General features: G+C 66.3%; 10 protein-coding genes and 1 riboswitch. Of the genes, 8 read left to right on the top strand and 2 right to left on the bottom strand.

Features of this window, described 5'->3' with window-relative positions:
- The first annotated feature begins 76 nt into the window (after positions 1–76).
- The 3 genes from ACF8ME_RS23920 (at position 77) to ACF8ME_RS23910 (ending at position 2,911) form a co-directional block, all read left to right on the top strand.
- Positions 77–970 carry a LysR family transcriptional regulator gene (locus tag ACF8ME_RS23920; protein WP_392418453.1) on the top strand — a complete coding sequence of 298 codons (894 nt, stop codon included), beginning with the start codon at positions 77–79 and terminating at the stop codon, positions 968–970.
- A gap of 94 nt (positions 971–1,064) precedes the next feature.
- Entirely contained in the window at positions 1,065–1,787 is a 723-nt protein-coding gene (locus tag ACF8ME_RS23915) for a DsbA family protein (RefSeq protein ID WP_016448694.1), read from the top strand.
- A 92-nt stretch (positions 1,788–1,879) separates the two neighbouring features.
- Positions 1,880–2,911, top strand: a complete 1,032-nt coding sequence (locus ACF8ME_RS23910) for a cyclase family protein (RefSeq protein ID WP_016448695.1) — start codon at positions 1,880–1,882, stop codon at positions 2,909–2,911.
- Between the two features lie 144 nt (positions 2,912–3,055).
- On the opposite strand, the gene argE is transcribed toward ACF8ME_RS23910, so the two are convergent.
- Positions 3,056–4,219 (bottom strand): acetylornithine deacetylase, encoded by a 1,164-nt coding sequence (argE, locus tag ACF8ME_RS23905; RefSeq protein ID WP_046984422.1) that lies wholly within the window; start codon positions 4,217–4,219, stop codon positions 3,056–3,058.
- A 164-nt stretch (positions 4,220–4,383) separates the two neighbouring features.
- Here argE and ACF8ME_RS23900 point away from each other — a divergent pair, with 164 nt between their 5' ends.
- From ACF8ME_RS23900 to ACF8ME_RS23880, 5 genes are all read left to right on the top strand, one after another.
- Complete coding sequence (locus tag ACF8ME_RS23900; protein WP_071953865.1) at positions 4,384–5,697, top strand: MFS transporter; 1,314 nt, start codon at positions 4,384–4,386, stop codon at positions 5,695–5,697.
- Between the two features lie 309 nt (positions 5,698–6,006).
- A complete protein-coding gene (locus ACF8ME_RS23895) occupies positions 6,007–7,350 on the top strand; it encodes a C4-dicarboxylate transporter DctA (protein ID WP_034397714.1) in 1,344 nt (447 codons plus the stop codon).
- Complete coding sequence (locus ACF8ME_RS23890) at positions 7,347–8,033, top strand: GntR family transcriptional regulator (protein WP_016448699.1); 687 nt, start codon at positions 7,347–7,349, stop codon at positions 8,031–8,033. The genes ACF8ME_RS23895 and ACF8ME_RS23890 overlap by 4 nt, the downstream gene beginning before the upstream one ends.
- 171 nt (positions 8,034–8,204) lie before the next feature.
- Positions 8,205–9,548, top strand: coding sequence for a glycerophosphodiester phosphodiesterase family protein (locus ACF8ME_RS23885; RefSeq protein WP_392418452.1), 1,344 nt, complete (start codon positions 8,205–8,207; stop codon positions 9,546–9,548).
- 831 nt (positions 9,549–10,379) lie between these two features.
- On the top strand, positions 10,380–10,751 hold the full coding sequence (locus tag ACF8ME_RS23880; RefSeq protein WP_026062624.1) for a DUF2195 family protein: 372 nt from the start codon (positions 10,380–10,382) through the stop codon (positions 10,749–10,751).
- 257 nt (positions 10,752–11,008) lie between these two features.
- Here ACF8ME_RS23880 and metH read toward each other — a convergent pair whose 3' ends face one another.
- On the bottom strand, positions 11,009–13,765 hold the full coding sequence (gene metH / locus ACF8ME_RS23875) for a methionine synthase (protein ID WP_212645524.1): 2,757 nt from the start codon (positions 13,763–13,765) through the stop codon (positions 11,009–11,011).
- A gap of 27 nt (positions 13,766–13,792) precedes the next feature.
- A riboswitch (S-adenosyl-L-homocysteine riboswitch) is annotated at positions 13,793–13,919 on the bottom strand.
- Positions 13,920–14,114: the final 195 nt, after the last annotated feature.

Here is a 14,114-nt window from a genome sequence, read left to right as displayed (position 1 = left end):
GCCCCTGCCCCCGCAGGCATGCCCCGGCAAACCCGAGCGGCCTGCTACGCTGCGCGCCACTCTTTGCTTTTTCCCCATGGATACGCTGACCCCCTTGCGCGCCTTCCGGCGCATCGTAGAACTGGGCTCCATCGCCAAGGCGGCCGACGCGCTGGACCTGTCCTCGGCCGCGCTGAGCAAGCAGCTGCGCGCGCTCGAAGCCCATCTGGGCGCCGTGCTGCTGCAGCGCACCACGCGCCGCATGAGCCTGACCGACACGGGCCAGGCCTACTACGCCGAGTGCTGCCGCCTGCTCGATGAATTCGATGCGCTGGAGCAGTCGGTGCGCGCGCAGTCGCAGCAGGTGGCCGGCCGGCTGCGCGTGAATGCGCCGCTGTCGTTTGCGCTGAGCACGCTGTCGCCGCTGCTGGCGCGCTTCATGCAGCGCCATCCGCAGCTGCAGATCGACCTGTCCATGGAAGACCGGCTGGTGGATGCGGTGGGCCAGGGCTTCGATGTGTCCATCCGCCTGAGCGCGGAGCTGGCGGACTCCTCGCTGATCGCGCGGCGCCTGGCCTCGCTGTCGCAGATGCTGTGCGCGGCCCCGTCCTATCTGCAGGCGCATGGCCGCCCGGCCAGTGCCGCCGGGCTGCGCGGCCATGCGCTGCTGAACTACAGCCTGGCGCATGCGCCCCGCGAAGCGGGCGAGATTCCCCAGGCGCCGTCCGAGGCGCGCGCCAACGTCAACAACAGCCTGATGCTGCGCGACCTGCTGGTGGCGGGCCTGGGCATTGGCGCCCTGCCCTCGTTCCTGGCGCGGCCGGCGATTGCGGCAGGCCAGCTGGTCGCACTGGACCTTGCGGACCAGGCCGCGCAGGCCCGCCATGTCTACGCGGTCTATCCCACGCAGCGCCACCTGCTGCCCAAGGTGCGCGCCTTCGTGGACTTCCTGGCCGAGGAGCTGCCCGCCGCCATGGGCGGGGATTGTTGACGCCGCGTTAAGAGTTCCTCAAGCGCGCGCCCCTTTTTCGCGCCGGGCCTGCGGCCTACGCTTGCCGTCCATCACAGCCATGAAGGACACAAGCATGACGCAATGCAATGATTTTTCCTGCGCCCTGCCCGCGCAAGATGCGGCGGCCGCCTCGCCGCAGCAGGCCCTGCAGGCGGCGCCCGCAGCGGCGCCTGCGGTCGCCCCCGCCATCGACTTCTTCCATGACGTGGTCTGCGGCTGGTGCTACGTGATGTCGCCACGCCTGCGCCAGGTGGCGCGCGAGCTGGGCCTGCGCGTGCGCCACCGCAGCTTCGTGCTGCAGGCCTCGCGCGCCGAGATGGTGGCGGCCTTCGGCTCCATGGAGCGCGCCAAGCAGGTCATCCTGGAGCACTGGCAGGCCTGCGCGCAGCATGACGACGAGGACCGCATCGACATCGAGGGCATGCGCCGCGAGGCCTTCGAGTACCCCAGCGGCATGGCCGGCGCACTGGCCTGCCAGGCGGCCCAGATCCTGGGCGGCGATGACGCGCACTGGGATCTGTTCGACGCCATCCAGCATGCCCACATGAGCGAGCACCGCAACATCGGCGACGCCGAAGTGCTGCTGGACATCGCCACGCGCACGGGCTTCGAGCGCAACGCCTTCGCAGGCTGCATGGAAGGCGCCCAGGCGCTGGAGCAGGTGCGCCAGGACCGCGCTCTGGCGCAGCGCATGGGCCTGCGCTCCATTCCCACGCTGATCGCGCCGGGCCTGCCGCCGCTGCAGACCCAGTCGCTGGCTGCGCTGCGCGAACGGCTGCACTTCCTGGCGGCCTGAGCGCCCCCGTCTTTGCTTTTTTTCATCGGCGTTTTCCGCCTTCCCTCGCGCGCGGCATGCGCGCCCTTTATCAGCAGACCAAGGACTCTTGCATGACTCTCCAACGCTTCGCTCGCCGCATGGCGCTGCCCTCTCTCGTGATCGCCCTGGCCGCCGCCTTCGCGGGCACCGCGGCCCAGGCCCATGGCGGCCACGAGCCCCCGGCCGGCGCACGCCAGGACGTGGGCACCAGCCCCTGGGGGCCGGCCGACGAGATCGGCCGCCTGAACCTGATCACGCCGGCCTCGCGCGCGGCCATCCTGCAGCGCATCACGGGCGGGCAGGTCTATGACCTGGCCACCGAGTACTACGTGGGCATGCCCAGCTGGCAGGACGCGGGCGATCCGCACTACCAGTTCTGGATGACGCACACGCCGCGCGGCACCGTGGTGGACGACCCGATGAACGTGGGCAAGGACATGAACGCCACGCGCAGCTACACGGGCACGGCGTTTTCCATGTACAGCCACACGGGCACGCACATCGATGCGCTCAACCACTTCGGCATCCGCGGCAGGATCTGGAACGGCTTCAGCGCCGACCAGCACCTGGGCGACCGGGGCTGGCAGCGCACGGGCATCGAGAAATTCCCGCCGCTGGTGGCGCGCGGCGTGCTGATCGACGTGGCGGCCGCCAAGGGCCTGGAGATGCTGCCCGACCAGTACCGCATCACGCGCCAGGACCTCAAGGATGCGCTGGCACGCCAGAAGGTGACGCTGCAGGAGGGCGACATCGTGCTGGTGCGCACGGGCCGCATGAAGCTGTACGGCCAGCCCCAGGCCTACATGGCCAAGCCGCCGGGCCTGGGCCTGGATGCCGCGCGCTTCCTGGTGGAGGAAGGCGGCGCCATGATCGTGGGCGCCGACAACCTGAGCCTGGAGACGTTCCCGTCCGAGGTGGACGACGACTACGTACCGCTGCACAGCTACCTGCTGGCGCAAAAGGGCGTGCCCATCATGGAGCTGGTGGCGCTGGACGACCTGTCGCGCGACAAGGTCTACGAGTTCGCCTTCATCGGCGGCCCGCTCAAGATCCGCGGCGGCGACGCCGCGCCGCTGCGGCCCATCGCCATTCCTGTGCGCTGAGCGGGGCAAGACGAGATTTCTTGAGCTTGACCTCGAAACTCCCGCGCCCCCAAGGCGAGGGACACCGAGCAAGGGCCGCCCCGCAGCAAGGGTGTCGTCCCCCTCCGAAGAGAGGGGGAAGGCGCGAAGCGACTCAGGGGGTGATCACAGACTCGTGCCCATTTTGCTGAGGAAGCGCTCGCAGGCGTCGAGCTGGGCCAGCTCGACGAACTCGTCGGGCTTGTGCGCCTGCTCGATGGAGCCGGGGCCACAGACCACGGTGGGAATGCCGGCGTTGTGGAACAGGCCGGCCTCGGTGCCGTAGGCCACCTTGCGCTTTTCCTGGTCGGCGGTCAGCGCGCGCACCAGCTGGGTGATGGCGGCTTCTTCCGAGGCTTCCAGCGCAGGCGCGCTGGCGCCGGTCTCGATCTCGATGCGCGCGTCGGCGAACTCGGCACGCATGCGCGGCAGCAGTTCGTCGCGCACATAGGACTCGACCTGGGCCTGGATGCCGTCCACCGACATGCCGGGCAGGTTGCGGAATTCATAGGCGAATTCGCACAGCTCGGGGATGGTGTTGACCGCGATGCCGCCCTGGATCTGGTTGGTGGTCATGGTGGTGAAGGGCACGTCGAAGAATTCGTCGTAGGGGCCGTGCGCCTTGAAGTGGTCGGCGATGTCCCGGATGCGACAGATCAGCCGCGCCGCGTATTCGATGGCATTGCTGCCGCGCGGCGTGAGCGACGAATGCGCGGCCTTGCCGTGCACGCGGCAGCGGTAGAGGTTGATGCCCTTGTGCGCCACCACGACCTGCATGCTGGTGGGCTCGCCGACCACGCAGCCGTCGAAGCGCGCGCCCTCGGCCTTGAGCTGGTTGATCATCACGGGCGCGCCCGCGCAGCCGATTTCCTCGTCGTATGAGAAGGCCAGGTGCACGGGCCTGGCGCGCTGCGTGGCCAGGAATTCGGGCACCAGCGCCAGCGAGGCGGCGATGAAGCCCTTCATGTCGCAGCTGCCGCGCCCATACAGGCGCCCGCCCTTTTCGGTGAGCGCAAAGGGGTTGGTGCTCCACTGCTGGCCATCGACCGGCACCACGTCGGTATGGCCGGACAGCACGATGCCACCCTGCGTTTCGCCATTGCTGGCCGGCAAAGTGGCGAAGAGATTGGCCTTGGCGCCGTCCGGAGAGTGGAACAATCGGGCACTCACGCCCAGCGTGGCCAACTCATCGCGTACACACTCGATCAGCGCCAGGTTGGAGTTGCGGCTGGTGGTGTCGAATGCGACCAGTGTTTCCAGCCAGTCGCGGGTGTTTTTCCAGGTAGTCATGTGGTTCCATCTGCGCCATGGCCTGCGCCGCCCTTCGTGGACGACGCAGGCCATGGCATAGGCATTGCATATGGCGAAGCAGTGTACGCCCGGGTTGCGGCCCGGGCAGGCACGCCGCCCCATGCCCCGGGCGTGACTGCCGTCTTTTCAATCCCTTTTCGGAAATGGACCCTGCTTTGACCAAGCAAACCGTCTCGACCCGCAACATCGTGGCTGCCGTCATCGGCAACGCGCTGGAGTGGTATGACTTCCTGGTGTTCGCCTTCATGACACCCATCGTCGCCAAGCTGTTCTTCCCCAGCAATCCCGACAATCCGGACGACAACATCAACCGCATCCTGATGACCACGGCCGTGTTCGGCGTGGGCTTCTTCATGCGGCCCGTGGGCGGCATCCTGCTGGGCCTGTACGGGGACCGCAAGGGCCGCAAGGCGGCCATGGTGATGGTGACGGGCCTGATGGCGGTGGCGATCGCGCTGATCACGCTGGCGCCCACGTATGCGGCGGTGGGCATCCTGGCGCCGCTGTTCATCGTGCTGGCACGGCTGCTGCAGGGCTTTGCGGCCGGCGGCGAGTTCGGCACGTCCACGGCACTGCTGATCGAGCTGGCACCGCCCGGCAAGCGCGGCTTCTATGGTTCCTGGCAGATGGCCGGCCAGATGCTGGCCCTGCTGATCGGCGCGGCCACGGGCACGCTGATCACCGAGATCTTCACCGAGGAAGAGCTGATGGCCTGGGCCTGGCGCGTGCCCTTCGCCGTGGGCCTGCTGATCGTTCCCGTGGCGCTGTACATCCGCCGCCATGTGGAGGAGCCCGAGGTCTTCAAGGAAATGCAGGCCGCGCAGGCCAGCGGCAAGGCGCGCCAGATCGGCATCATGGAGATGCTGCGCACGCATGCGCGCGAGACGCTGGTGGGCATGGGCCTGGTGGTCACGGCCACGGTGTCCATCTACATCACCTTCACCTATCTGGTGACCTATGCCACGGTGACGCTGAAGCTGCCCATGCGCGATGCCTTCATGGTGCAGATGGCCGGCGCCGCGCTGATGGTGGTGATCATGCCGTTCTTCGGCGCCCTGTCGGACCGCGTGGGCCGCCGCATGCTGACCATCGGCTCGCTGATCGGCTACCTGGTGGTGCTCTACCCGCTGTATGCCTGGCTGACCGACGGCCCCACGGTGCAGAAGCTGCTGATCACCCAGTTGGTGGTCTGCGTGTTCGTGGCCGTGTTCTTCGGCGTGTTCAGCACGGTGATGGCCGAGCTGTTCCCGCCCCAGGTGCGTTCGGCCGGCATGTCCATGGCCTACAACGTGGCGGTGATGATCTTCGGCGGCTTCGCGCAGTTCATCGTGACCTGGCTGATCCGCTCCACGGGCTCGCCCATGGCGCCGGCCTTCTATGTGATGTTCGGCGTGACGCTGGGCCTGTTCGCGGCCTTCTTCATCAAGGACCGCGCTCTGGAGCGCAACCTGCGCTGATCCCGGTGCGGTGCGCAAGGCACCGCGCCCGCGCATGCCCCGCATGCCCCGCCACGGGGCCTGCGCCCCGCCCGCGCACCCGCCTGCGCACCATGCGCGGGCATGACGGCCACCCGCCCTGCACCACGGCGGGGAGGCCCGCCCGCATCGGCGGATTTCATGCAGAAAAAGTCAGGGCTGATGCTCTCTGGAGTGCCGCAAATCTGCAGGGATTACCCTCTGCTGGCACGCGTTTCGCTTGTCTACATTCTTGCATGCAAGTTGCAGAGCCACTTGCATACAAGATTCCACAACTTGCGAAAGACGACTATGCGCCGCTTTGCCAGATCACTGTTCGGACAGGTGGTGATCGCACTCATCCTGGGTGTGCTCGCCGGAATATTGGCCCCTGAATGGGCCGTGAAGCTCAAGCCCCTGGGCGATGGCTTCATCAAGCTCATCAAGATGATCATTCCCGTGCTGGTGTTCTGCGTGGTGGTGCACGGCATCGCGGGCGCAGGCGACCTCAAGCGCGTGGGCCGGGTCGGCGTCAAGTCGCTGATCTACTTCGAGGTGCTGACCACCATCGCCCTGGTGCTGGGCCTGGTGCTGGCCTTCGTGTTCCAGCCCGGCGCGGGCATGAACGTGGACCCGAGCAAGCTCGACGCATCGGCCATGAGCGCCTATGCCAGCAACGCCGACAAGCTGACCAGTGGCGGCACGGTGGACTTCCTGATGAAGCTCATCCCCACCACCGTGGTGCAGGCCTTTGCCACGGGCGACGTGCTGCAGGTGCTGCTGTTCGCCGTGCTGTTCGGCTGCGCGCTGACCATGCTGGGCGAGCGCGGCGCGCCCGTGCATGCGCTGATCGACACGCTGTCGAACGTGCTGTTCAAGATCATGGGCATCCTCATCAAGCTGGCCCCGCTGGGCGTGCTGGGTGCGATCTCGTTCACCGTGGGCCAGTACGGCATCGGCTCGCTCAAGCAGCTGGGCATGCTGGTGCTGCTGTTCTACGTGGCGGTGATCTTCTTCGTCTTCGTGGTGCTGGGGCTGGTGATGCGCTTTTCGGGCTTCAGCCTGATCAAGCTGCTGCGCTACCTGCGCGAGGAGCTGATGGTGGTCTTCGCCACCACCTCCTCGGACAGCGTGCTGCCCCAGATCATGGCCAAGCTGCGCAACATGGGCGTGCGCGACTCCACCGTGGGCCTGGTGATTCCCACGGGCTACTCGTTCAACCTGGACGCCTTCTCCATCTACATCACGCTGGCGGCCGTGTTCATCGCCCAAGCCACGAACACGCCCATCGGCATGGCCGACCTGCTGACTATCCTGGCGATTGCGCTGGTGACCTCCAAGGGCGCCCACGGCGTGCCGGGCTCGGCCATCGTGGTGCTGGCGGCCACGCTGCATGCGATTCCGGCCATCCCCGCCATCGGCCTGGTGCTGGTGCTGTCGGTGGACTGGTTCATGGGCATTGCCCGCGCGCTGGGCAACCTGATCGGCAACTGCGTGGCCACCGTGGCCATCGCGGCCTGGGAAGGTGACATCGACCGCGAGCGCGCCCATGCCGTGCTCGACGGCCTGGCCGACAATCAGGGGCCCGACGCCGAGCCCTCCGGCGCCGCCGCCGTCCCCGCAACCGTGACTCCTGCCCACCCTGCAACGCAATGACACCTGTAAGCCCCCAGCACATCGCCGAGCGCGTCGTCGAAGCCATCCTGGCCCAGAAACTGGCGCCCGGTGAACGGCTGGGGGAGCAGGAGCTGGCCGACAACTTCGAGGTCAGCCGCACCATGGTGCGCGAGGCGCTGATGCAGCTGCAGGCGCGCGGCTTCGTGCAGGTGCAGCCCCGGCGCGGCTGGTACGTGGTCCAGCCCTCGGCCGAGGAGGCGCAGGACGCCTTCGCGGCGCGCCGCATCATCGAGACCGGCATCCTGGGCGAGGCCGGGCGCCCCCTGCAAAGCGTGATCGGCCAACTGCGCCGCCACATCGCCCAGGAGCAGGAGGCCATTGCGGGCGCCGACGCCGCCACGCGCGCCTTCCTGCTGGCCGACTTCCACGTCTGCCTGGCCGAGCAGATGGGCCACCGCCTGCTGGCGCTCACGCTGCGCGACCTCACGGCGCGCACCACGCTGGCGGCCACATTGTTCCAGTCCACCCACAGCGCCAGCCAGTCCTGCGCCGAGCACGAGCGCATCGTCGAGGCGCTGGAGCGCGGCGACACCGAGGGCGCCAAGGCCCTGCTGCTGGAGCACATCGGCACGGTGGAGCGTTCGCTGGAGATCCGCCCGAGCGAGGCGCCCGACGCCGGCGACCGCCTGCGTGCCACGCTGGCGCCCCTGTTCGGGGGATAACCCTGTGTCGGTGGGTCGGCAAATTTCCACCGACCGTCGCTAAAACGCCAATCCGGGCCCTACGGGGCGCACTGTCATGGTGCCGACACGGCTGACTGCATACGCTGCTGAGCTGGCGCATTGCGCGCCGTTCATCAACCCACCACTGCTTCGGATATGACCCAACGTCCTATGTCCTTTTCCCGCACTCCCCTGCTCGCGTCCCTGTGCGCGGCTGCAGTCCTCACGGCCTGCGGCGGCGACGGCGGCTCGTTCTACCTCACGCTCGACGGAAAGCAGCCCCAGGTGATCGCCCACCGCGGCTTCTCGGGCAAGTTCCCGGAGCAGACACGCATGGCCTACGAGGCCGCCGCCGACGCGGGCGCGGACATGCTCGAACTCGACATGCACCTGACGAAGGACTGCCAGCTGGTCGCCCGCCACAACGCCTGGCTCAGCGACAGCACCAACGTGGCCGACGTGGCCAAGACCAATGCCGAAGTGGCGCGCCGCCAGCGCACTGCGGCCGGCGTGCTGGTCAACGTGAAGTACCCCGCCGTGCCTGTCAACGGCCCCTCGCAATACCTGAGCGACCAGCTCGATGCCAACGATCCCAAGTCCGTGCTCAAGGCCCTGGTGGTCGATGGCGAGGACCACCGCAACGACTGGTCCATCAGCGACTTCACGATGCAGGAGCTGCGCACCTGGCTGGGCGGCACGATCCTGGACAACCGCAGCGAGCGCCCCACCGAGTGGAACGGCAAGCTGCCCCTGATCAGCGCCCAGGACGTGCTGGACATCGCCGCCGCCAAGGGCAAGGCCCTGGGCCGCACCATCCCCGTCTACGCCGAGACCAAGAACCCGTACTGGAACAACCAGCAGGCGATCGCCAACGGCTGCGGCGCGCCCGGCTCGCGCCCGTTTGAAGACGCGGTGATCAAGCTGCTGGACCAGAACAAGCTCAACGCCAAGGATTCGCCCATCTACATCCAGAGCTTCGACCCGGCCAGCCTCAAGTACCTGCGCCAGGCCGGCATGAAGGCCAAGGGCGTGCAGCTGATCGACGGCAACGACTTCAATCTGCGCGACGGCTCCATGGTCTACATCACCAACGATGAGTGGACCTTCATCAGCGGCCGCCCCTACAGCTGGACCCTGGCCGGCGACGCGCGCACCTTCGCCACCATGCTCACGCCCGCAGGCCTGGCCGAGATCAAGACCTATGCCGACGGCATCGGCCCCTGGAAGCCCCAGGTCCTGGCCCACTCCGTCGTGCCCTACAAGGAGGGCGCCGGCCTCAAGGACGTGAACACCGTCAAGGACACGGGCCTGATCCGCGACGCCCACAAGGCCGGCCTGATCGTGCACAGCTTCACCTTCCGCAACGAGCCGGGCCGCCTGGCCGGCCTGTACAAGGGCGACCCCGTGCAGGAATACCTGACCTACTACCGCCTGGGCATCGACGGCGTGTTCACCGACTTCACGGACACGGCCGTTGCGGCGCGCAAGGCGTACAACAAGGAAATCGGGCTCTGAAACTCCCATCCCGCTGACCCATGACAAGGCGCCTCGTGCGCCTTGTTTTTTTGGACTCTGGCAGTGGGCATATTCAGGCGATCTCATACATGGCAATCAGGTATACCTGAATGCGATTGCAGCGAATTGGTATACAAGATCGTTACAGCATGTCGCAAAAACACGTTCCCTCCAACTTGCCTTCGAGGCAATAAGCGCATTAAGCTGCCCCGATCTCTGATCCAGATGAAGCTTATGAATCTGGATGGCATCAAACCGTGGCTACCGAGAAACTCGATTGATGCGACTTTAGAAAATTGGAGGGACAGTTTGTGATACCAGATATGGAGTTTGATGGGCAGAAGCTGACATGGAATGGCTCCGGTAGCTTCAAGGCAACGACAGGACTTCCAGGTTTTCAGATGCCAGAAAATCAGTGCATCAAAGACAGCGGACCAATTCCGGAGGGGGTGTACAAGGTGCTCGTCACCGATCGTGGGGCGGCGAAGGATGACGGTGCGGGAAGATGCAACCTGTCTCCCGGATGGGGAGTCCAGACGATTCCACGCGGAGCTGCCGCCGGAAGCTGCGAAGCCTATTGGGCAAACTGGGGGCAGAACCGGGCGCGGATGGAGCCCGCCGACACTCAAACGCGCATCGCTTGCAACCCCGTTCGCAGCGGCTTTTATCTGCATGATTCAACCAAAGGCTTCAGCCACGGATGTATTGAGGTTGAGCATAGATTCTTCCCGATTCTTCGGTCGAAGGCGAAGTCCAGTTCACGTAGCTATTTCATTCTGAAAGTCAATTACGTCCCGGCAAGAGTGACAAACGGAGGCACACGTGCATAGCATGGCTCGATTTTTAATATGGTCTGCCTTGTTTGGCGGATCCGCCTTTGCTGCCCATGCCGACCAGATAACGTTTCAGAACGATCTTTCAGCCTGCGTGTCGATCACGGCGACGAAGACTTCCACAGAGTCCAACGTGGTGTGGGCGAACACCCGTGTTCAACTGCGCAAATCGATTGGCGAGTGCGGATGCCTTTCGGCTCTGGCGACCTACACGAGCAGCGTGAACCGAGGGGGCGTCCGGCAGGTACTGCAGGAAGGCCTGATCGACCTGGGCAGCGGGGGAGAGAGAAAACTCGTCCTTGCGACCGATCCGGCCCTGGTCGCCAACAAGGAGGTGCGGGTTCGGCTGGCGTGCACCGGGCCCTTATAGGGCATCCTGGCCCCGGCAGCATCGGCGCGCGCGTGAACGCTCAGCCGGATCACATCCTCGGACTGGCCTGGCAACGGCGTGTGCTGCGGGCGGCGGCGGATGTGCGCAAGCACGGTTGGTCAACGCGACTTCTGATCGACTGCCTGCGCCGCTGGCGCGCCCTGTCCGCTATTCCAGTCAAAGATGAATGCCTTTGTCCAAAATAGCGAAAAATCGCACGCCTGACCGGCGTAGCCAAGCCAGCGGTCAACCCAATATCAGGCGAGATTCGGCGCCAGCAACCGGCGCAGTTCCTCGATATCCATGCCCCGGCGCGCGGCCATGTCGGCCAGTTGGTCCTCGCCGATCTCGCCGACGTTGAAGTAGACGGAGTCGGGGTGGCCGATGTAGAAGCCGCTGACGCTGGAGGCCGGGTTCATGGCCAGGCTTTCGGTCAGCGTCATGCCGATCTCGTCGGCCTTGAGCACGGCGAACAGGTCGGTCTTGGCGCTGTGGTCGGGGCAGGCCGGGTAGCCAGGCGCGGGGCGCACGCCCTTGTACTGTTCCTTGATCAGCGCTTCGTTGCTGAGGTCCTCGTCGGGCGCATAGCCCCACAGGTCCTTGCGCACGCGCTGGTGCAGGCATTCGGCGAAGGCCTCGGCCAGGCGGTCGGCCAGGGCCTTGAACATGATGCCGGAGTAGTCGTCCAGCGCGTCCTGGAACTCCTTGTCCTTCTTCTCGGCGCCGATGCCGGCCGTGACGGCGAACAGGCCCGCGTAGTCCTGGATGCCCGATTCCTTGGTGGCCACGAAGTCGGACAGGCAGCGGCTGGGGCGCATCACGGGCTGGCCATCCGGGCCTTCCACCATCTGCTTTTCGGTCTGCTGGCGCATGCCGTACCAGGTCATGAGCACCTGGCTGCGGGACTCGTCGGCGTAGAACTCGATGTCATCGCCCACGCGGTTGGCAGGGAACAGGCCGATGGCGCCGTTGGCCTGCAGCCAGCGGCCTTCGATGATCTTCCTGAGCATGGCCTGGCCGTCGGCCAGCACCTGGCGGGCCTGCACGCCCACGATCTCGTCGTCGAGGATGGCCGGATAGGGGCCGGCCAGGTCCCAGGTCTGGAAGAACGGGCCCCAGTCGATGTATTCTGCGATCTCGGCCAGGTCGAAGTTGCGAAACACGCGCCGGCCCAGGGCGCGCGGCGCCACGGGGGCCTGGGAAAAGTCCACGGGCGTGGCGTTGGCGCGGGCCTTGTCCAGCGGCCACAGCGGCGTCTTCTTCTTGTTGGCGTGCTGGGTGCGGACCTTGTCGTAGTCGGCCTGGATCTCGGCCAGGTAGTTGCCCTTGTTCTCGCCCAGCAGGCTCTGGGCCACGCTGACGCTGCGCGAGGCATCGGGCACGTAGACCACGGGGCCTTCGTACTTGGGCGCGATCTTGACGGCGGTGTGCACGCGCGAGCAGGTGGCGCCGCCGATCAGCAGCGGAATCTTCTTGATGCGGAAGTAGTCGTCCTTGTGCATCTCGCCGGCGACGTACTGCATCTCTTCGAGGCTGGGCGTGATCAGGCCCGACAGGCCGATGATGTCCGCGCCCTCGGCCTTGGCCTTGGCCAGGATCTCGTGGCAGGGCACCATCACGCCCATGTTGATGACCTCGAAGTTGTTGCACTGCAGGACCACGGTGACGATGTTCTTGCCGATGTCGTGCACGTCGCCCTTGACGGTGGCGATGACGATCTTGCCCTTGCTGGACACGTCCAGGCCCGCCGCTTCCTGCTGGCGCTTTTCCTCTTCGATGTAGGGCACGAGGTGGGCCACGGCCTGCTTCATCACGCGCGCCGACTTGACCACCTGGGGCAGGAACATCTTGCCGGCGCCGAACAGGTCGCCCACGATGTTCATGCCGTCCATGAGCGGGCCTTCGATCACGTGCAGCGGGCGGCCGCCGCCCTGCACCACGATCTGCTGGTAGGCCTCTTCGGTGTCGACGACGATGAAGTCGGTGATGCCGTGCACCAGGGCGTGCGACAGGCGCTCGCCCACGGTCTTCGGGTTCTCGGGCGTGCCGCGCCATTCGAGCTTCTTGCTGTCGTCCTTGGCGGCGCCCTTGGCGGCGTCGGCAATCTCCAGCAGGCGTTCCGCAGCGTCAGGGCGGCGGTTGAGCACCACGTCTTCCACGCGCTCGCGCAGTTCGGGCTCCAGGTCGTCATAGACGCCGACCATGCCGGCGTTGACGATGCCCATGTCCATGCCCGCCGAGATGGCGTGGTAGAGGAACACGGTGTGGATGGCCTCGCGCACGGGGTCGTTGCCGCGGAAGCTGAAGCTCACGTTGGAGACGCCGCCCGAGACCTTGGCGCCGGGCAGGTTCTGCTTGATCCAGCGCACGGCCTCGATGAAGTCCACGGCGTAGTTGTCGTGCTCCTCGATGCCGGTGGCCACGGCGAAGATGTTGGGGTCGAAGACGATGTCCTCGGGCGGGAAGCCCACCTCGTCCACCAGGATGCGGTAGGCGCGCTCGCAGATCTCGATCTTGCGCTGGTAGGTGTCGGCCTGGCCCTTCTCGTCGAAGGCCATGACCACGGCGGCCGCGCCGTAGCGCTTGATCAGCCGGGCCTGGCGCTTGAATTCATCCAGGCCTTCCTTCATGGAGATGGAGTTGACGATGCCCTTGCCCTGCAGGCAGCGCAGGCCGGCCTCGATGACCTCCCACTTGGAGCTGTCCACCATGACCGGCACCTTGGCGATGTCGGGCTCGGAGGCGATGAGGTTCAGGAAGCGCACCATGGCGGCCTTGCTGTCGAGCATGGCCTCGTCCATGTTCACGTCGATGACCTGGGCGCCGTTTTCCACCTGCTGGCGCGCCACGGACAGCGCTTCCTCGTACTGCTCGTTGAGGATCATGCGCGCAAAGGCCTTGGAACCCGTGACGTTGGTGCGCTCGCCCACGTTGACGAACAGCGTGCCCTCGCCGATGGTCACCGGCTCCAGGCCGGACAGCTTCATGGGAGGGGGAGTGAAAGAGGACGACATCAAGCTCACCTGCAAAAACGGCATGGCAACAGGTGAGCGTCGTTGGCACCGTGGGCGCGGTCCGGCCGGGAACCTGCACCTGGCCCAAGCCTGACGCGGCACGCGATCCGGTGTACGGATGGGCGGGTGCCGCGCTGCAACGCTCCTCGGGCCAAAGCCCGGGATTCTACGGCGGCTGGCGGCGGCCTGCAGTGCGGGTTTTACGCCCGCATTCGGGGCAGGCCTGCACAAAGCCATGCGGCACTGCACCAAAGCGCGGCAGCGCGGGCCGCTGGCGGCGCCTTCGGGGCGGATTGTCGATGTCCCATCGCCCCGGATTCTTTGCAATGCCTGAGGACAACGCTCCTTT

The organism is Delftia sp. WSY_7 (assembly GCF_043104845.1).
GTDB classification, from domain to species: Bacteria; Pseudomonadota; Gammaproteobacteria; order Burkholderiales; family Burkholderiaceae_C; genus Comamonas; species Comamonas tsuruhatensis.
This window is presented reverse-complemented; position numbering and strand designations above follow the sequence as displayed.